16 protein-coding genes and 1 tRNA gene are annotated in these 20,471 nt (G+C 46.5%); 11 read left to right on the top strand and 6 right to left on the bottom strand.

What is annotated here, in order from left to right:
• Window positions 1-67 precede the first annotated feature (67 nt).
• The 6 genes from FBF61_RS17425 to FBF61_RS17400 all read left to right on the top strand — a co-directional run bounded on the left by FBF61_RS17425 (window position 68) and on the right by FBF61_RS17400 (window position 9,728).
• Window positions 68-2,953, top strand: a complete 2,886-nt coding sequence (locus FBF61_RS17425; protein ID WP_138479568.1) for a T9SS type B sorting domain-containing protein — start codon at window positions 68-70, stop codon at window positions 2,951-2,953.
• Between the two features lie 281 nt (window positions 2,954-3,234).
• Window positions 3,235-6,066 carry a T9SS type B sorting domain-containing protein gene (locus tag FBF61_RS17420; RefSeq protein WP_138479566.1) on the top strand — a complete coding sequence of 944 codons (2,832 nt, stop codon included), beginning with the start codon at window positions 3,235-3,237 and terminating at the stop codon, window positions 6,064-6,066.
• 131 nt (window positions 6,067-6,197) lie between these two features.
• A complete protein-coding gene (gene fabD / locus FBF61_RS17415; RefSeq protein ID WP_138479564.1) occupies window positions 6,198-7,076 on the top strand; it encodes an ACP S-malonyltransferase in 879 nt (292 codons plus the stop codon).
• Between the two features lie 65 nt (window positions 7,077-7,141).
• A tRNA-Gln gene (locus tag FBF61_RS17410) sits at window positions 7,142-7,212 on the top strand.
• A gap of 234 nt (window positions 7,213-7,446) precedes the next feature.
• Window positions 7,447-8,052, top strand: a complete 606-nt coding sequence (locus FBF61_RS17405; RefSeq protein WP_138479562.1) for a TetR/AcrR family transcriptional regulator — start codon at window positions 7,447-7,449, stop codon at window positions 8,050-8,052.
• A gap of 173 nt (window positions 8,053-8,225) precedes the next feature.
• On the top strand, window positions 8,226-9,728 hold the full coding sequence (locus FBF61_RS17400; protein WP_138479560.1) for a lipopolysaccharide biosynthesis protein: 1,503 nt from the start codon (window positions 8,226-8,228) through the stop codon (window positions 9,726-9,728).
• A 21-nt stretch (window positions 9,729-9,749) separates the two neighbouring features.
• Here FBF61_RS17400 and FBF61_RS17395 read toward each other — a convergent pair whose 3' ends face one another.
• Both FBF61_RS17395 and FBF61_RS17390 read right to left on the bottom strand, forming a co-directional pair.
• Entirely contained in the window at window positions 9,750-10,496 is a 747-nt protein-coding gene (locus FBF61_RS17395) for an ABC transporter ATP-binding protein (RefSeq protein ID WP_138479558.1), read from the bottom strand.
• A gap of 50 nt (window positions 10,497-10,546) precedes the next feature.
• Window positions 10,547-11,275, bottom strand: coding sequence for an MlaE family ABC transporter permease (locus FBF61_RS17390; protein WP_138479556.1), 729 nt, complete (start codon window positions 11,273-11,275; stop codon window positions 10,547-10,549).
• A 62-nt stretch (window positions 11,276-11,337) separates the two neighbouring features.
• Between FBF61_RS17390 and FBF61_RS17385 the strand changes: the two genes are divergently transcribed.
• The 3 genes from FBF61_RS17385 to FBF61_RS17375 all read left to right on the top strand — a co-directional run bounded on the left by FBF61_RS17385 (window position 11,338) and on the right by FBF61_RS17375 (window position 13,801).
• Entirely contained in the window at window positions 11,338-12,048 is a 711-nt protein-coding gene (locus tag FBF61_RS17385) for an SDR family oxidoreductase (protein WP_138479554.1), read from the top strand.
• 73 nt (window positions 12,049-12,121) lie between these two features.
• Window positions 12,122-13,030: an ROK family protein gene (locus FBF61_RS17380; protein WP_138479551.1), complete on the top strand. Its 909-nt coding sequence runs from the start codon at window positions 12,122-12,124 to the stop codon at window positions 13,028-13,030.
• Window positions 13,031-13,090: 60 nt separating this feature from the next.
• Window positions 13,091-13,801, top strand: a complete 711-nt coding sequence (locus FBF61_RS17375) for a glycosyltransferase family 2 protein (RefSeq protein WP_138479549.1) — start codon at window positions 13,091-13,093, stop codon at window positions 13,799-13,801.
• Window positions 13,802-13,849: 48 nt separating this feature from the next.
• Here the strand turns inward: FBF61_RS17375 and FBF61_RS17370 are convergent, their stop codons facing one another.
• Genes FBF61_RS17370 through murB form a run of 3 tightly spaced genes read right to left on the bottom strand, consistent with a single transcriptional unit; the run spans window position 13,850 to window position 18,129 of the window.
• Window positions 13,850-15,832, bottom strand: coding sequence for a sialate O-acetylesterase (locus FBF61_RS17370; RefSeq protein WP_166444556.1), 1,983 nt, complete (start codon window positions 15,830-15,832; stop codon window positions 13,850-13,852).
• A gap of 41 nt (window positions 15,833-15,873) precedes the next feature.
• On the bottom strand, window positions 15,874-17,097 hold the full coding sequence (locus tag FBF61_RS17365; RefSeq protein WP_138479545.1) for a hypothetical protein: 1,224 nt from the start codon (window positions 17,095-17,097) through the stop codon (window positions 15,874-15,876).
• Window positions 17,098-17,112: 15 nt separating this feature from the next.
• Window positions 17,113-18,129: a UDP-N-acetylmuramate dehydrogenase gene (gene murB / locus FBF61_RS17360; protein WP_138479543.1), complete on the bottom strand. Its 1,017-nt coding sequence runs from the start codon at window positions 18,127-18,129 to the stop codon at window positions 17,113-17,115.
• A 55-nt stretch (window positions 18,130-18,184) separates the two neighbouring features.
• On the opposite strand from murB, the gene FBF61_RS17355 reads away from it, so the two are divergent.
• Together FBF61_RS17355 and gmd are read left to right on the top strand one after the other, a co-directional pair.
• Entirely contained in the window at window positions 18,185-18,808 is a 624-nt protein-coding gene (locus tag FBF61_RS17355; protein WP_138479541.1) for an SPOR domain-containing protein, read from the top strand.
• A 19-nt stretch (window positions 18,809-18,827) separates the two neighbouring features.
• Window positions 18,828-19,940: a GDP-mannose 4,6-dehydratase gene (gmd, locus tag FBF61_RS17350; protein WP_138479539.1), complete on the top strand. Its 1,113-nt coding sequence runs from the start codon at window positions 18,828-18,830 to the stop codon at window positions 19,938-19,940.
• Window positions 19,941-20,004: 64 nt separating this feature from the next.
• Here gmd and FBF61_RS17345 read toward each other — a convergent pair whose 3' ends face one another.
• Complete coding sequence (locus FBF61_RS17345) at window positions 20,005-20,466, bottom strand: thioredoxin family protein (RefSeq protein WP_138479537.1); 462 nt, start codon at window positions 20,464-20,466, stop codon at window positions 20,005-20,007.
• Between the last annotated feature and the right edge of the window lie 5 nt (window positions 20,467-20,471).

The following is a 20,471-nucleotide window of genomic DNA, read 5'->3' as shown; positions in this document are numbered from 1 at the left end:
TCCACACACATTTTTCCTGTTGAATTTCGTTCAAAAGTTACATCCGGTATTCCCAGAAATTAATCATATGCGTTCTTCTTTACGATTTCTGTTGCTTATAGCCTGTTTTTCCCTTCTGATGTCGGTATACCGGGCAGAAGCAACCCACATCAGGGCAGGAGAAATTACCGCCAGACGGATCGCCACTTCCAACGGCAGCCTGCTTTTTGAGATCAAATTAACGGCCTATTTTGATGAGATCACGGGAAGCCAGGCATCTGCCGCTCAGAACACTGTGGACATCTATGCCGGCAACGACTTGCTTTCTCGCGTACCCAGGGTATCGAGGGTTGACGTTGGCAATGGTACTACCAAAAACGAATATGTAGTAAGACATACTTTTCCCTCCGCCGGTCTGTTCAGAATATCCTTCGAAGAAGACAAGCGCAACAACAATGTATTGAACATTGGCCCGCCGCCTACCAATAATCTTAACTTTTATGTAAGTACCACCCTGGAAATCAACGCCAGCCTCGGGTTAAATCAGACTCCCGTGCTATTAAATTCACCTATTGATCTGGCCGCCGTCGGGCAAAGATATATCCATAACCCCGGTGCTTTCGATGCCGACGGGGACAGCCTCGCTTATCGTTTATTTATACCACAGGAAGCGACAACAAACGGGGATGGAAGAAACCTTGAGTACGTTCATCCCAACCAAATCGGTGCCCCAGGACAAACAGAGGCCGGTGCCTCCCCTGCTACTTTCAGTATGGACAACATCACGGGAGACCTGATATGGGACGCCCCTGTCACAAGGGGGTTCTATAACGTCGCCTTCATCGTCGAAGAATGGAGGGACGGCATCCCAATAGGCCAGATCGTCCGCGACATGCAGATCATTGTTGAGGATGCCCGAAACGACAGGCCGCTCATGGACCCGCTGCCCGATATCTGCGTGGAGGCAGGGACACTTATCAACCAGCAGGTCAGGGCGACAGATAAAAACGGGGACAGGCTCACACTAACCTCTACTGGGGGGGTATACCAAAGTACCCTCATATCCCCGGCACTTGCCAGCTTCACCGTGCCACAGCAAGGCTCACAAGCCGCCGTCACAGGCCAGTTCGTCTGGCAGACATCCTGTAACCACATCAGGCTGGAACCCTATGACGTGCTCTTCAAGGTCGAAGATTCTCCCGGAAGCGGTGTGCCCAACCCCTCCCTGTTCAGGAAACTCGTCGACATGACCACACTGAACATCAGCGTATACGGGCCCAAACCCACAAACCTGCGCGGGGTAGCAGCAACCGATCCCGCTGGCATTGCTTACAGGCTCACCTGGGATGCATACAAATGCCAGGTCGCCGGGGCGAAAATCGTTATTTACAGAAGGGAAGGGTGTTTTGATATCCCCGAAGATGTTTGCCTTACAGGCATACCCGCAGGTTCGGGCTACCAGGAAATAGGAAGGACCGATGCAAACCAGACCACTTTCCTGGACAATAACAATGGAGAGGGGCTGCGACCGGCAGTCTCTTACAGTTACCGTATCGTGGTGGAGTTCCCCAGGCCGGGCGCCAACATCAATGAGCCCGGAAGCCTGATAGGAGGAGGGGAAAGCCTGGCATCGGAAGAGTTCTGCCTCAACCTGCCGTTGATGATGCCCGTCATTACAAATGTTACTGTCGACTCTACCAGTGAGACCAACGGCGTCATCTCCGTCAGGTGGATCAGGCCCGAAGCCGCAGCCGGACTGCCTGCACAGTACAGGCTTTTTAGGGCGGTAGGACAAAACGGCACCAGTTTCACTCAGCTCGCCACCATCAATACCAACCTGACAGCTGGCGCACCGGATACTTTCTTTGTCGACAGGGCGCTCAATACACTCGTCAATGCATACAATTACAAGCTCGAATACTGGGTAACACAGGCAGGGCAGCTCGTCAAAATGGACGAAACCGAAACTGCAAGCAGTGTACGCCTGGAACAAGGGGCAGCGGAGCCTGCAAGCATCAGGCTCAGCTGGTCAGCTCTTGTACCATGGGACAATGCAAACCGCATACACAGGGTATACAGGGAAGACAAAACAAGGCCCGGCACTTTCAACCGCATCGCCGATGTTTCGGTACAGGGCACACAGACATTTACTTTTACTGATGACGGATCGGACAAATATGCTGCCGACGGTACGGTGAACATCACTATACAGCCCGATTCAACCTATTGTTACAAAGTAGAGACCGTAGGATCTTACAACAACAGCCAGATCAGGCCATCGGTACTTTACAACTTCTCGCAAATACTGTGCGTTTCCTCCTCGGACACCACAAAACCATGCCCGCCCGTCCTCGAAATAGACCTGCTCGATTGTGCAACATTGCAGCCTGACGCGTTCTGTGACCAGCTAGGCCTGACCAACAACCTGTCATGGACATACCCACAGCAGAGCGAAGGAAAGGATTGCGACCCTAATGTGGCAGCTTACAAAGTGTACTTCGCACGCTATGAAGGCGATACGCCAGCATTGATCGCTACCGTCACAACCCCGCCCGTACCCCTGGCGACCACTTTCGCGCACCAGGGGCTTACTTCGTTTGCTGGCTGTTATTATGTCACGGCTGTCAACAGGTTCGGTGCAGAAAGTGCACCAAGCAACACCGTATGCAAGGAAAACTGCCCCATGTTTGTTTTGCCAAATGTTTTTACACCGAACGGCGACAGCAAAAACGATATATTCCAGCCGTATGAATGCCCAAGCTTTGTCGTATCCATGGAGTTCAGGGTTTTCAACAGGTGGGGCGCACAGGTATTTGATACAAAAGATGTCAACATCAACTGGAACGGGAAAACAAATGCAGGCAAAGACGTATCGGCAGGACAGTACTACTATGAAGCCAAAGTCGTTTTCGAATCTTCTCAAAGAAACCCTAAACCGACTATCATTAAAGGATGGGTACAGCTGCTTAGATAGAAAATTGACATCCTTCTGCTGCTATTTTGTTGTCAGATCACTTTATGACATTTCATATATGATTTATTAAGTTGTTTTGTAAGTTTACAAATCACATATTATAATCATTCGTAAGGCACACATTTTTATTCAAATTTTCGTTGGATAAAGTAGCTGACAGAAGATAAATAATCTGTTTTTCCTCTATCTAATTTAGTTCGACTCATCAATATATGCGCTCGGTTTCACGATTTCTACTATCTGCTTTTTTTCTGACTTTGCTTTGTACAGGCTATGATGTAATGGCCACACACATCAGAGCAGGCGAAATTACAGCCAAAAGGGTGCCTGGAACAGGACTTCGGTTTGAACTAAAATTAACCGCCTACTTCGATATAGTAAACGGGCAGGGCGCGGCAGAACAACAAACTACCGCCACGTTTACCATCGGGAATACCAGGTCCACCGGCAATCCTACGATACTGATTGCTCCCAGGATCCTCCCGATCGTGAATATCGGAAATAATACCACCCAAAATGTATATATCATAGAGTACACGTTTCCCGCCGGTGGTGAGTACCGTGTATCGTTTGAAGAGGATAACCGGAACAACAATGTTTTAAATATCGGCCCGCCGCCTACGCAATACCTTAACTTTTATGTAAGTACCACACTGGAAATCAACGCCAGCCTCGGGTTGAATCAGACTCCCGTGCTATTGAATGCCCCGGTGGATCTGGCCGCCGTCGGACAAAGATATATCCATAACCCCGGTGCTTTCGATGCCGACGGGGACAGCCTCGCTTACAGGCTGTTTGTACCACAAAGAAGTGGTGTCAACGGTGCCGGGATCAACCTTCAGTACGTTCATCCCAACCAGATCGGTGCCCCAGGACAAACAGAGGCCGGTGCCTCCCCTGCTACTTTCAGTATGGACAACATCACGGGAGACCTGATATGGGACGCCCCTGTCACAAGGGGGTTCTATAACGTCGCTTTCATCGTCGAAGAATGGAGGGACGGCATCCCAATAGGCCAGATCGTCCGCGACATGCAGATCATTGTTGAGGATGCCCGGAACGACAGGCCGCTCATGGACCCGCTGCCCGATATCTGCGTGGAGGCAGGGACACTTATCAACCAGCAGGTCAGGGCGACAGATAAAAACGGGGACAGGCTCACACTAACCTCTACAGGGGGGGTATACCAAAGTACCCTCATATCCCCGGCACTTGCCAGCTTCACCGTGCCACAGCAAGGCTCACAAGCCGCCGTCACAGGCCAGTTCGTCTGGCAGACATCCTGTAACCACATCAGGCTGGAACCCTATGACGTGCTCTTCAAGGTCGAAGATTCTCCCGGAAGCGGTGTGCCCAACCCCTCCCTGTTCAGGAAACTCGTCGACATGACCACACTGAACATCAGCGTATACGGGCCCAAACCCACAAACCTGCGCGGGGTAGCAGCAACCGATCCCGCTGGCATTGCTTACAGGCTCACCTGGGATGCATACAAATGCCAGGTCGCCGGGGCGAAAATCGTTATTTACAGAAGGGAAGGGTGTTTTGATATCCCCGAAGATGTTTGCCTTACAGGCATACCCGCAGGTTCGGGCTACCAGGAAATAGGAAGGACCGATGCAAACCAGACCACTTTCCTGGACAATAACAATGGAGAGGGGCTGCGACCGGCAGTCTCTTACAGTTACCGTATCGTGGTGGAGTTCCCCAGGCCGGGCGCCAACATCAATGAGCCCGGAAGCCTGATAGGAGGAGGGGAAAGCCTGGCATCGGAAGAGTTCTGCCTCAACCTGCCGTTGATGATGCCCGTCATTACAAATGTTACTGTCGACTCTACCAGTGAGACCAACGGCGTCATCTCCGTCAGGTGGATCAGGCCCGAAGCCGCAGCCGGACTGCCTGCACAGTACAGGCTTTTTAGGGCGGTAGGACAAAACGGCACCAGTTTCACTCAGCTCGCCACCATCAATACCAACCTGACAGCTGGCGCACCGGATACTTTCTTTGTCGACAGGGCGCTCAATACACTCGTCAATGCATACAATTACAAGCTCGAATACTGGGTAACACAGGCAGGGCAGCTCGTCAAAATGGACGAAACCGAAACTGCAAGCAGTGTACGCCTGGAACAAGGGGCAGCGGAGCCTGCAAGCATCAGGCTCAGCTGGTCAGCTCTTGTACCATGGGACAATGCAAACCGCATACACAGGGTATACAGGGAAGACAAAACAAGGCCCGGCACTTTCAACCGCATCGCCGATGTTTCGGTACAGGGCACACAGACATTTACTTTTACTGATGACGGATCGGACAAATATGCTGCCGACGGTACGGTGAACATCACTATACAGCCCGATTCAACCTATTGTTACAAAGTAGAGACCGTAGGATCTTACAACAACAGCCAGATCAGGCCATCGGTACTTTACAACTTCTCGCAAATACTGTGCGTTTCCTCCTCGGACACCACAAAACCATGCCCGCCCGTCCTCGAAATAGACCTGCTCGATTGTGCAACATTGCAGCCTGACGCGTTCTGTGACCAGCTAGGCCTGACCAACAACCTGTCATGGACATACCCACAGCAGAGCGAAGGAAAGGATTGCGACCCTAATGTGGCAGCTTACAAAGTGTACTTCGCACGCTATGAAGGCGATACGCCAGCATTGATCGCTACCGTCACAACCCCGCCCGTACCCCTGGCGACCACTTTCGCGCACCAGGGGCTTACTTCGTTTGCTGGCTGTTATTATGTCACGGCTGTCAACAGGTTCGGTGCAGAAAGTGCACCAAGCAACACCGTATGCAAGGAAAACTGCCCCATGTTTGTTTTGCCAAATGTTTTTACACCGAACGGCGACAGCAAAAACGATATATTCCAGCCGTATGAATGCCCAAGCTTTGTCGTATCCATGGAGTTCAGGGTTTTCAACAGGTGGGGCGCACAGGTATTTGATACAAAAGATGTCAACATCAACTGGAACGGGAAAACAAATGCAGGCAAAGACGTATCGGCAGGACAGTACTACTATGAAGCCAAAGTCGTTTTCGAATCTTCTCAAAGAAACCCTAAACCGACTATCATTAAAGGATGGGTACAGCTGCTTAGATAGAAAACAGCCGTTTTCAAAAACATAGACTGATTGTAATACCTTTTTTCTTTCGATATCAAGTATTTCCTTTGTAGCCCGGTTTTTGAAGACCGGGCTTTTTTTCACTGTGAATAATCTAAAAAAAGAAAAATATGAAAAAGGCATACATTTTCCCTGGTCAGGGCTCTCAGTTCAAAGGAATGGGATTGGACCTGTACCAGTCTTCAGATTCAGCAAAAACCCTGTTTGAAAAAGCAAACGAAATCCTGGGTTTTGAAATCACCAAAATCATGTTCGAAGGCTCGGACGAAGAGCTTAAGCAGACCAATGTTACCCAGCCCGCTATTTTCCTGCATTCTGTCATTTTAGCCAAGATCACCTCTGACTTCGATCCAAATATGGTTGCGGGTCATTCTTTGGGTGAATTTTCCGCTCTGGTAGCTGCTGGTGCTCTTTCTTTTGAAGACGGGCTCAGTCTGGTTGCCAAACGTGCAGATGCCATGCAAAAAGCGTGTGAGATCCGGCCGTCGACCATGGCCGCTATTCTTGGCCTTGCCGACAATATCATAGAAGAAATATGTGCCGGCATTACCGATGAGATCGTTGTTCCTGCCAATTATAATTGCCCTGGACAAGTAGTAATTTCCGGAAGTATAGAAGGTGTTGAGAGGGCGTGTGAACTCTTAAAAGCCGCTGGCGCAAAAAGGGCCCTGATCCTGCCGGTGGGTGGCGCATTCCACTCCCCGCTAATGGAGCCGGCACGGGAAGAGTTGGCTACTGCCATTTATGAAGCACAGTTTGAAGCACCGATCTGTGCGGTTTATCAGAATGTAAATGCCAGGCCCGCTACCGAAGTCTCGGTTATTAAGGAGAATTTAATTTCTCAGCTTACAGCTCCGGTAAGATGGACCCAGTCGGTAGAGCAAATGGTAGCCGACGGCGCCGAAACCTTCATCGAGTGTGGCCCCGGCAAGGTGCTCCAAGGGCTTGTAAAAAAGATCTCTTCGGGTGTGGAGATAAAAAGCATTTAATTTTTTTCGATAAAAACTTGACAACTTGAATTAACCGCATTACTTTTGCACCACTGTTACGGTTTTGGCCGATGGTGTAATGGTAACACAGGACATTTTGGTTGTCTTATTCAGGGTTCGAGTCCTTGTCGGCCAACAGTAAATTAAAGAGCTCATCGAAAGTGAGCTCTTTTTTTGTGCAATCTACAAGGAGATTCATCCAAATTTTGGCCGGAATATCCCTTTTTCGACCAATTATTGAGGGAAAACACATCTATTTATCTTCCAAGTGCCGAAAATAAAAAAAATGGTTACATCATAGCCTATACGCTGTATAATATTTCCAGATGAAATATTACATTTACTATGTTTTAACCTAAATGGCACCCATATGAAAATCGACAAAATCAAAAAACGCGACCGCGAACGCACCAAAACCAAAATCCTCAAAGCTGTTGGTGAAGTTATCGAACAGTACGGGACTGAAAAGGTTGGTGTGAATCTTATTGCAAGGACTGCAGGTGTTAACAAGGTATTGATTTACCGTTACTTTGACAGTGTTGACGGACTGATGGAACAGTATGTGAAGTCAGGTGAATACACGTCCACCACAGGGTCGGATTACATTGAGAATATCCCTAAACTGGCCCCGGAGGAACGCAGTAAGGCACTCACTTCTCTCATGCACACTTTTTTGAATGATTTGCGGGAACGCAAAGCCACACGCGACCTCCTCAGATGGGAAATCGGAACCGGGAAAGCTATGTTATCCGATGCCCGCAATCAGGTAGCACTAAGGATACTTGAAAAAATAGGAGACCTTCCAAATTATCGTGACACAAGCGCACTTCTCACTTTTATTACTGCAGGAATTTATTACATGACCATTTCAACGGATTATCGTGAAAAGATGATCGATGTCGATCTCCATTCCGATGAGGGCTGGAAACGTATCGAAAATGTGATTGAAAGGATTATCACGGATGTTCGGGGATAAATTCAGAAAAGCATTTAAAAGAGTCCTTTCCGTTTACGTGAAGGACTCTTTTTTATTCATTGGGTAGATACCTTTCCGTTGACTTATATTTGCCTGAGCGATGAAATGTTTTACCCAAATTTGACTTTTACGGTCGTCACGGCTCCGGTTACGGAAAAGTGCCCCTATCCATTATGAGTGTACTTAAAAAACTGGCCAGCGAAACGGCAACCTACGGGATCAGCACCATGTTGGGCCGTTTTCTGAATTATCTGCTGGTTGCGCTCCACACCAAACTTTTCGAGCCTGAACAAATCGCAGCGCAGGGCCAGCTGTACGCCTATGCCGGGCTTGCAACCGTGCTGTACACATTCGGGATGGAAACCGCCTTTTTCCGATTTGCAAGGCAGGAATCCGATCGCAAACAATACTATAATCTGATCCTGAGCGCGGTGATTATCGTAAGTATCTTCTTTTCGGGGCTGCTTTTCATTTTTGCCGACAGTGCCGCTGCTGCTATCAAATATCCCGAAAGTACCTCCATCGTAAGGATGTTCGCGGTGATCATGGCCATCGACGGCATAGTTTCTATTCCTTTCGCCCGGCTACGGCTGGAAGGCAAAGGCAAAAAGTTTGTGATAGTAAGGGTAACAAATATCCTGATCATGATATTTCTCAACCTGTTTTTCCTGGTTGTTTGTAAGGATGTTCATGCAGGTAAATATCTGTCTTTTCTTAAACCCCTGGTAGATGTGATCTATGATCCGTTCCGCGCGCCGGATTATATCATCCTTGCTAACCTGATCGCCAACCTGACTTTCCTATGGATGTTACGCCAGGAATTCGCCGATTTCCGGTTCGTTTTCAGCAAGGATTTGTTCAAACCGGTATGGGTATATGCTTTCCCGATCATGGTCATGAATATGGGAGGTATCCTTAATATGCTTTTTGACCGGGCCTTTATCCAGTTTTTATTACCTGAAAATTTCTATCCCGGCCGCACGCAAAAGACAGCAATTGGGATATACACACAATGCTACAAGCTGTCCATTTTTATGAACCTGGCGATTCAATCTTTTAAATATGCCGCAGAACCTTTCTTTTTTTCAAAAGGTGAAGACAAGAACGCGCCGCCGGTATTTGCTAAAATCACCAAATGGTTTATCATCGTCTGCGTGCTGATGTGGGTAGGAATCTGCCTGAACCTCGACCTGCTCGCAGCTTTGTTCCTGAAACAAAAAATATATCATGAAGGCTTGCCGATTGTTCCCTGGCTGCTCGCCGGCTATCTTTTTCTTGGGGTTTATTACAATCTGGCAACCTGGTTTAAGCTTACAGACAAAACGGAATTTGGTACCTGGCTGACTTTGTCCGGAGCTTTTGTCACAATTGCGACTAGTTTTATTCTGGTCCCCCTGATCGGATATCTGGGTTTTGCGATTGCTTTTGCGCTGTCGGGTTTTGTGATGGTTGCGGCCTGCTATTACTTTGGCCAAAAGTATTATCCGGTACCTTATGATGTGGTTTCAGCTTTGGGATATGTTGGCGCGGGTTCGTTGCTGATATTTGTTTCCACACAGGTGAAGATTCCGGATTTGTGGGTTGCCGTACCTGTCCACATGCTGATGTTCGCCATTTTCGCCGGATGTACGTTTTTAATTGAACGAAAGAATATCCCGTTTCTTAAAAGAACATAACAGCGATCAACTTTGGAAACCTTAGCGCTCCATTTCCCGGAGCAGCTTATTGGAGAACAGGAATTCCTTTAACTCGGGAACATCTGTGCTGATGATATTCGAATTCGTTCCCTCCCAGAGCTTGCTGCCCTGATACAGGAACATAATATTCTGCCCGATCTCCATCACAGAATTCATATCATGGGTGATAATGATGGTCGTGATCTGATATTCCTCGGTGATTTCCTTGATGAGCTCATCTATTTTGACCGAGGTGAGCGGATCGAGGCCGGAGTTGGGCTCGTCGCAAAAAAGATACATGGGGTTCATTACAATGGCCCTGGCTATGCCGACACGTTTTTTCATACCCCCGCTTATTTCAGAGGGCATTCTTTTAGCCGCTGCTTCCAGGCCCACACGCTGCAGACAAAACGCTACGCGTTCCTGTTTTTCCTGGATCGACTGATCCGTCAGCATATCCAGCGGAAAACGGACATTTTCCTCAACCGTTTTGGAATCAAACAAAGCACCTCCCTGGAACAACACACCCATTTCCCGGCGGATAGACTGCTGGGTTTCCTTATCACAATTGTAAAAATCCCTGCCGTTGTACAATACATTTCCCTGATCCGGTTTGACGAGCCCGATCATGCATTTAAGCAGTACACTTTTACCTGTCCCGCTCCCGCCTATGATCAGATTGGTTTCTCCTTTCTGGAATGATGAAGTAATTCCTTTTAAAACTTCTTTGCCATTAAAAGCTTTGCTGATGTTATTTACTTCAATCATTTTAAATCTGGTTGTACTTTAATTCCGATGGCTTTTGCTATTTATAAACACTACAGAAGCAGCTGAGCAAGCAGGTAATCTGCAATGAGTATCGAAATACAGCTGTTTGTTACGGCGTCTGTGCTTGCTTTACCTACTTCTAACGCACCGCCGGAAGTAAAAAATCCCTTGAATGAAGATATTGAGGCAATCAGAAAACCGAATACAAAAGGCTTTACACACATAAAGAATATATTGTACGGCACAAACGAGTCTCTGATACCGTAAAGAAAATCCCGCTCCGTAATTACGCCTGTAAGTGTCCCGGCCAGATAACCTCCCAAAATACCGAGAAAGGCCGAAAAAATGACCAGCATCGGAAACGTGATCATCGCAGCAATGATCTTGGGCAATACCAGATATGACGATGAATTGATCCCCATCACTTCCAGCGCGTCGATTTGCTCCGTAATGCGCATAGTTCCCAGCTCACTGGCGATATTGGAGCCCACTTTTCCTGCCAATACAATACAGGTTATTGTTGGCGCAAGTTCAAGGATTTCCATATCGCGGACAATCAATGCGACCGTTGAGATCGGGATAATCGGGCTGACAAGGTTATACGCCGTCTGAATACAGGATACCGCACCGATGAAAGTCGAAACAATGGCTACGATAAAAATAGAGCTGACCCCGATGCCCACACACTCTTCCATCAACCGCCTCCAGTAAACGGATAGCTTTTCACCTTTCCCGAATAATGTCCCTAAAAAAATAAAGTATTTCCCGATTACAGACATGATATCTAGATTGTATTCAATATTTTCGGGAAAATTAGGCAAAAAAAGAAGTAATCAGAAAAATGAATCCATTAGCAGTTGTAACCGGCGGGACGAAAGGTATCGGAAAAGCACTGATTGAGCGGTTTCTGGCCGGAGGTTTTGACATAATCACCTGTGCCAGAAATAGTAGTGAACTGGATGCTTTGCACGAAGAAATGAAGAGCAGCTTTCCTTCTTCCGAATTATATTATTTACAAGCCGATCTGTCGGTACGAAAAGAGCTGGATGGCTTTATCGATTTTGTTAAATCCAAAAACAGGTTTACAGAGGTATTGATTAACAACACCGGCGTGTTTTTTCCAGGACAGATCAGCAATGAAACCGAAGGAACATTGGAAAAAACCATGGAAACCAATGTTTACAGCGCCTACCACCTCACACGCGGCTTTATCAACGAGATGATGGAGCAGAAAAAAGGCCATATTTTTACGCTGTGTTCCACTGCCAGCATCATGGCTTACCCCAATGGAGGATCTTACTGTATATCAAAATTTGCCCTTTATGGTATGACCAAAGTCCTGAGGGCCGAGATGAAACCTTACAATGTGAAAGTAACTGCCGTGCTCCCCGGCGCGACATATACCGACAGCTGGAAAGGAAGTGATCTGCCGGAGGAGAGATTTATGGATGTGAGTGACATAGCCGAGTCGGTCTGGGCCGCGTACTCACTTTCACCGCGTGCGGTCATGGAAGAAATTTTGATCCGTCCGCAGCTGGGAGATTTGGATTGATTAGTGAACAATGGAGCAATTTTACTAAATTGCCGCATTTTTAAAATTATTTATTAAACCCATATTTCATTTCATGGAACAATACCTCGGTATAGACGTGGGCGGTACTAACGTAAAAATGGGGATCGTTGACGCTACGGATGGAAGAATTTCAAATTTTTACAGTCACGATACCGCCAGCTGGCGTAGTTCGGGGCATTTTATAGACCGGCTGGGTGATGCTATCGCGTTACAGCTTGTTGAGTATCCCGAGGTTAAAAGGGTCGGAATAGGAGTTCCAGGACTTACTACCCGCGACAGGACGACCCTGATAGAAATTACCGCGATCCCCGAAATTGATGGTATTGCTATTGTCCCTGATCTGAAAGAAAGATTTCCCAACCACGATTTTTATCTTGAAAACGACGCCAACGCAGCGGCGCTGGGAGAGTACTATTTTGGCGAAGACAAGCTTCCGGAAGACTATATCTTTGTAACACTCGGTACGGGTATAGGCGGCGCGGCAATCATTGATAAGAAGGTGTTCAAAGGTGGAGGCGGAAATGCCATGGAGCCCGGCCACGTTCCTTCCAAAAACGGAAAAGTGCTGGAAAGGAATATCGGCAAAAAAGAGCTTCTTGATCTTGCCAATGCCATGCGTGCCAATTATACCGGACAAACGCAGCTTCCTTCTGACGGCACCATCTCTACCACCGGACTTGTAGCGGCCGCTTCTGGCGGTGACGAGCTGGCAAAACAGGTATTTTACGAAATGGGTTACCTGCTGGGCGAAGGCCTGGTTTCTATGATCCGGATCCTGGATATCACTACAATTCTTATCGGCGGCGGTATTTCTGCGTCATTTGAATTTATCATGCCTGCCATCAATGAACGTTTTCAATATTGGTTGACACCGTATTACCTTAAAACAATCAGCATCAAACGCGCCACACTAGCCAATGATGCAGGTCTTCTGGGCGCGGCTTCTTTGTGTTTTGATTAAAATCCAGCCCCCTGATGCCTTTTGCTATTTTGTAAATTGTAGTACTCTATTATTAGCCTGATGAAATTATCTGTTATCGTTCCAGCTTACAATGAAGAAAAAACCATTTTGAAAGTACTGGAAAAGCTTAAATCCGTTGAACTAATTGGCGGCTTTCAAAAGGAAATAGTCATTGTTAACGACTGTTCCGCAGATAATACAGAAGGAGTTGCAAAACGGTTTATCGAAGAAAATCCTCTCATGGAAGTAAGCTACTTTCGCCATGAATACAACCAGGGAAAAGGGGCAGCTTTGCATACAGGAATCCGGAAAGCAAGTGGAGATTACATTATCGTTCAGGATGCAGACCTTGAATACGACCCTCAGGAATTCAATATCCTGCTGAAGCCCGTGATCGACGGATATGCTGATGTAGTATACGGATCACGGTTTATGGGTGGACGTCCTCACAGAATACTGTTTTTCTGGCATACGATCGGTAACAAATTCCTGACAACTTTGAGCAACGTGTTTACCAATCTCAATCTGACGGATATGGAAACCTGCTACAAACTATTCAGGGCTGATTTGTTGAAAAATATCGTCCTACTTGAAAAACGGTTCGGGTTTGAGCCGGAAGTAACGGCCAAAATTTCAAAAGTCCCCAAGATCCGGATTTATGAAGTAGGGGTATCGTACTACGGCAGGACTTACGAAGAGGGTAAAAAAATAAACTGGAAAGATGGCTTCCGTGCTTTGTACTGTATTGTCAGATATGGACTGGGAAGTTGAATACAGATGTTCTGAGTCATTAAAAAGTAAAAGCCGGTTAACCGGCTTTTACTTTTTAATGACTTTTCTGCTAATGGTAACACCGTCACTTTTCGTCAGCGACAAAATGTAAATGCCGGAAGGTAAAGTCGTGACGTTGATCTGGTAATATTTTTTGGATACCAATTGCGCCGACTGCAGGCTTTGACCGGTCGGGCTAAGCAATTGCAACTGACCCGAAGTGGCATTTTTGAATTCAACCCGGATTTGCTCGGTCACAGGATTCGGATATACTTTCCACAAAATATCCTGGTTATTAGGCTCATTAGCAAGTAACGGTGATGTTTTGACGGCTGTAGTCATCAAAACAGATTCCGAAGCCGCGCTGAACGCCTGAATCCGATAGGTATAAGTTGTATTGGGGACAACGTTCTTGTCTTCGAAAGTGGAGGCTTTTCCGTCGAAGCCTTCAACATTGACAAAATCAGCTGCTCCGTCTACTTTTCTTTGCAGTATGAAAGTCTCTGCACCGGTTGAAGTCCAGGATACATTCACAGTCGCCATAGGTGATTCGGTAGCTTCAAATTTAGAGAAAACCAGCAGATCGGCGATCGCGGCTTCCTGAAATGAAAACGCCCCCAAACCTTTCGTATTCTTAAGAAAAGGTCCGTAATATATCCGGATCTGTTCACCTTTGTAAGCTGGTAAATAATTCAGTTTTTTGGCCGTCGACGCAGCTGTCAGTTTCAGTTTAACCAAGTTACCCTGTGCAGTCCCCGATTGAATATTGGCGGGTTTTGTTTCATCGCCATCGAAGAAATAAACGTCTTTCAGCCCTTTTAAAAATTTATTACCGTTCACATCGTCGATCAGCGTATCGGCCGGCCAAACCATATTCTGTCCCTGCTCATATTGAATGGTGATTTCATCTTTTTTATCCGACGAATAAAATACCTTTTTCATGTCCGGACATTGCAAATTGATATCGTCCGCAGCACCATAAATATCTGGTTCGAAATAACGGAAAAATCTGTGGCCCAGCTGTTGATAGCCTTTAATATCATAGTGTATACCATCAAAATACGGCAGCCCCATTACATTAAAATGGTCTGTTTTGGGATAGGTATACTTCGTTTTGCGCTGAAATTCCCGTAAGGTCCCGGCATAATAAAAGGGATTAAAAAGAACCGGGATCTGTACTACCACGAACTTGTCGACCATCGGATAATCCGTCTGCCAGTAATTGAACAGCTTATCATATTCCTGCTGATAGGTCCGGATGTTCTCCAAAGCTTCCTGCTCACCCTGGTACCATATAAATGCCCTTATCCTGCTCGCTTTTGACACTTTGATCCTTGAATACAGATATCCGTACAACGAAGGAGCGCCGGGATTGGCTGCATTTCTTTCGGTGTGGTAGCTGATGTAGGATCCCGGCAGGGCTCCGTTTATTACGCAGGTAGGTATCCCATGATTTTCAAGTATGTCCCGCTGCATCTCCACGCCCCACGCCCCGGCATACGGCCACGACCAGCTCGACTGTATCCAGAGCGTATCACCAGCCCCAATATTGGGTTCGTTGTCAGGCGTTCTGGCGATCGTACGTGCGTACTTGCTTGACCAGCTCCCGAAGTGCACCGCCGCAGCATTAGACTGCCCGCTGATCACATAAAAGTCGCCTGCAACAATCTCTGTTCGCTTGGCAAGCTGCGTTGAATCATCGGTTTTACAGGCATAAATTTCAAAATCGTAATCAGCCATTTCAGCCGTGATTGTAGGCTTCATCGAAAAGCTGGCCGTATTTCCGGTGTACTGCAGAACCGCTTTGATATATCCGACACGCACTTTATTGCGGTAGACAACAACCGACATGTGGTTCCAGCCCGTCACTTCAATCACCCCCTCGACAGGCACTTCAGCCTTGTTATCGTCACCCCTTGCATAAAGCTGAAAATCTTTCGGAATCTGGCTGAAAACAACAGAATAAATACGTTCTGCATAAGCCTCTCCGACAAAAACGAGCATGGAAAGCGCCAGAGTAATGACCTTCATTTTGGTAAATTTCATTTCATCCAATAAATAACTGATATCTATTATACAACCTTCTCCCCTTCCAGGCTCTTCACATTTTCATTCAAAGACCAATACTGATCAAACATCGCCAGAAACCATAGCGCCATAATGACCGGCAGGGAATATTTGTCCCAGGACAGCTGGGCTTTCCCAAGCAACAAAGTGTTGAACACGAACATCCAGCTGCCCAGATTAAACTGAGGGGAAATAAACCGCATTAATGTGACCAGCATCAATAATCCGAAACAAATCTGCTTCACCAAACCTGTGATATGAAGTGTCATGAAGAGCTGATCGACATATCCGAGGTAGGGCCAGGTAAAATAGGGGTTATAAGCTTGTTTGGCCGGAAAAAATATGATTAATGTTGCTATTAGTAGCAATAATACAACAAAAAGGCGAGGATATTTACGGGGATATTCAATAAAATAACCCAGTTTTCGGGTGATCAGCACCTCGGGAATCACGTAATAAACAGCCAGACAAACCGAGGCATACATAACATACCCGAAATTATACTGGATCAGCTTGTCGGAATCATAATGCTGCTCCGCCATCACGGCAGCCGGTGCAGGGCCGTTCCAGAGCAAAAACCATGGAACGATACTCAGAAAAGCGACTGCATAATACACCCAGGTTTTATCCGAGAATAACTTACTCACAAAATCCTTCATCCCGGAAGAATTTCTTAATATTCCTAACAGCTCGTGACCCACAATTGCCGCGGGAAAAGCGAGCATATACTGCCTGCAACTAATCGCCCCGACAAACAGCAGCAGCCCAGCCCAATGGATCCTTTTGATATAAGCAATGATGCCCCCGAGCAAAAATACCCAGGCGAAAATATCGGTATAGTAATAAACGCTGCACAAATAATAGTTTGGAAAAGCCATTAGTCCAATCAGGCAGAGCCAGAAACGTTTGGACCTGTCGGGGCTGTTCCATACAAAAAGCATCAGCAGTAAAAAACTGACGCCAAAGGTCAGCAGCCTGAGATATTGGATATTTTCGCCAAAAATATTGACTACCCAACCGCCTAGTATGAAAGGAATTGGCGTGTTCAGTTCATTGTAACTTTTTAATAAATCGATCGAAGGGATAGGCTCGTGGCTGAAAAACACGGCTGTGGGCAAATAATGGAATTCGTCCTGGTAGAGTTCAACGGTAAAATTCTCTTTCAGGAAAAAGACAATGACATACAGTACGAACAGAAACAGCGATGTGTATAACTTCCTGGAAAACATATATCCGATACTATTTTATAAAAAATTTACCTCTGCGTTCAGGCGGATCCCGAATTTCTGCTCTACAGAATCCTGTATCGTTTCTGACAATGTTTTGATCTCATTCCCGCTGCCCCCACCATAATTAACCAATACCAACGCCTGTTTTTCATGTACGCCAATGGCCCCCTGGCGGTAACCCTTCCAGCCTGCTTTTTCAATCAGCCAGCCGGCAGGCACCTTTATTTTTCCATTTCCGACGGGGTAACCAGGGATTCCGGGAAATTTGCTTTGCAGGTCAGTATATAAGTCAAGTGCAATTTCCGGATTTTTGAAAAAACTGCCTGCATTTCCGATTACCGCCGGGTCGGGAAGTTTGCTGCGGCGGATATGCATTACTGCTTCGCTAACCGTTTTAATGGTAACATCGCCGACGTTCATTTCCTGCAAAGTCTTTTGAATATCCCCGTAGCCTACATTCAAAACGGGTTTTTTATTCAGGACAAATGTTGCGCCGGTAATAATGTATTGGTCTTTCAAATCCCTCTTGAAAACACTTTCCCGGTAGCCAAACTGACATTCTTCCTTTGAAAATATCGTTACATCGCCCGTTTGTATCGAAACGGCCTCCACACTATGGATCACATCCTTGATCTCAACTCCGTATGCACCAATGTTCTGCATGGGTGCGGCCCCTACCGTTCCCGGAATCAGCGAAAGGTTTTCGACACCTCCGTAATTGCGATCTACACAATACATGACGAAGTCATGCCAGATCTCGCCCGCGCCAGCTTTCACCCATACATGCAGATCATCTTCCTTTATTTTTTCAATTCCCTTGATAGCCGGATGGATCACCAGGGCGTCGATATCCCGGGTAAACAGAACATTACTTCCGCCACCGAGAATAAATTTTGGTGTATGTTTCCATACCTGATCCGCCAGAATTTCGGTTAATTCTGTAGCGGAAGACACTTCCACAAAAAAACGGGCGCTGGAATCAAGCCCGAAAGTATTGAAATGACGCAGTGAAAAATTCGGCCGGATCTGCATTGAAGATATTTGATAACCCCGGCAAAGTTAGGTATTACATTCAAAATAGCCTTGTATGGTGATTCATCCATTTTTGATTAAGTTTGTAGGCTCATATGTAACAAATAAGGATATGTTGCTGAAAAAGAAATTTTTATGGGCTCTTCTTCTTGGTAGCATTTACCTTTCGGGATGTAGTAAAAAATCTGTTGTCAGCTCTGGTTCTGAATACCGCGAAGATCTTTCTTCGGTACGTCCTCATTACGAATATGTTGAGCCGACTGTTGGTAAAAAGCCCGTTAATCCCAACACCACCAGTCCCAAAACACTTCCCAAAGCTGATCCCGACAAACCTTTGTATGTGAACAAGAGGCTGGAAACGGTTTTGGATACGATGGCTAGGCAGAATAAATCGATCCGTTATATCAATGGTTTCCGTATCCAGATCTATGTTGGAAATGTCCGCCAGGAGGCCGATGCGGCTAAATCCTATATTTACCAGGCTTTCCCTGATCTGAACCCCTATGTTTCCTACTCACAGCCTACGTACCGGGTTAAAATCGGAGATTTCATGTACCGGAGCGATGCCGAGCAATATCTCGAAATGATACGCGAACAATATTCCTCAGCTGTGATACTTCCCGACAGAGTAGAAATTAAAAGAAGCCTGATGGTAAATCCGGTTTCTGAACATAATTAATCCATAACACGCATTCGTAATGAAAATAGCCCTAATCACCGGCATTACCGGGCAGGATGGTTCTTATTTGGCGGAACTACTTTTAAGCAAAGGATATGAAGTTCACGGTATCAAGCGCCGGAGCTCTTTATTTAATACACAGCGGATTGATCATATCTACGAAGATCCCCACGAAAAAAACGTGCGGTTTCACCTGCATTATGGCGACCTCAGCGATTCAACCAACATTATCAGGATCATCCAGGAAGTTCAGCCGGACGAAATCTATAACCTGGGTGCTATGTCGCATGTTCAGGTAAGTTTTGAAGAACCTGAGTATACAGCCAATGTAGACGGCATAGGCACGCTCCGTATCCTGGAAGCCGTTCGCCTTTTGGGACTAACCAAAAAAACAAAGATTTACCAGGCATCCACGTCCGAGCTCTACGGACTCGTGCAGGAAGTTCCTCAATCGGAAAAAACGCCTTTTTATCCGCGCTCACCTTATGCGGTTGCCAAGCTTTACGGATATTGGATTACAGTAAACTACCGCGAGGCTTATGATATGTTCGCAGTGAACGGGATTCTTTTTAACCATGAATCTCCTTTGAGAGGTGAAACGTTCGTAACCCGCAAAATCACCCGTGCCGTTGCCAGGATTGCACTGGGACTGCAGGACAAAGTCTATCTCGGAAACCTGGATGCACAACGCGACTGGGGCCACGCCAAGGATTTTGTGGAAGCAATGTGGCTGATATTACAACAGGAAATAGCGGAAGATTTTGTGATCGCAACAGGTATCACAACCCGCATCCGTGATTTCGTAAGAATGGCGTTTGCCGAAGTTGGTATCGAGGTTGAATTTTCCGGTGAAGGCGTCGCGGAGATCGCGAAAGTATCAAAATGCAATAACCCTGATTTTCAGATCGCGATCGGAAAAGAAGTTGTCGCAGTCGATCCAAGGTATTTCCGACCAACGGAAGTGGAACTCTTGATCGGTGATCCAACCAAATCCATGACCAAACTGGGATGGAAGCCTAAGTACGACCTCAAAGCATTGGTACAGGATATGGTTACCTCCGATGTACAATTGTTTAAAAAAGACAGGCTGCTTGAAAACAGCGGTCACCGGGTCCCTAATTATTTTGAGTAAAAGACTTACAAAGAAAAACCCCGTTGAATTGATCTTCGGGGTTTTCTCTTATTAAATCCTAAAATTACATCGGAACAGCACTTTTCGGGATCTTTTTTGCGATATCGATAAGATCTTCGGCATTCCGGTAACCTACCAGCTTTTTGACGATCTTGCCACGCGAATCAATAAAAAGCAGAGTTGGGTAACCCTCAAGCGGGTATTTTTTGGCCAGTGAAAGTCCCTCTCCTGATTCCATATCGAACCTCACGTTGATAAAGTTCTTGTTGAAAACTTCGCCTACATCCGCTCTGGTGAAGACATTTTTTTCCAACAATTTGCAGGGACCGCACCAGGTTGTGTAGGCATCAAAGAAGATAATCTTTTTTTCTTCCTTCGCTTTCTTCAAAATCGCCGCCCAGCGCGCCTCGGTAAACTGAATCCCTTGTTCGGCCGATTTGCCGTTATTTTTATTGCCATCCTTTGCACTTGTCAGCGATGATGTCAAAGCGAGGAAAGCAAAAACAAAACCTATATTTTTTAACATTTTCA

This window comes from Dyadobacter bucti (assembly GCF_005869225.1).
Classification (GTDB): domain Bacteria; phylum Bacteroidota; class Bacteroidia; order Cytophagales; family Spirosomataceae; genus Dyadobacter; species Dyadobacter bucti.
The sequence above is the reverse complement of the archived record's forward strand: the minus strand, read 5'-3'. Positions and strand labels throughout refer to the sequence as shown.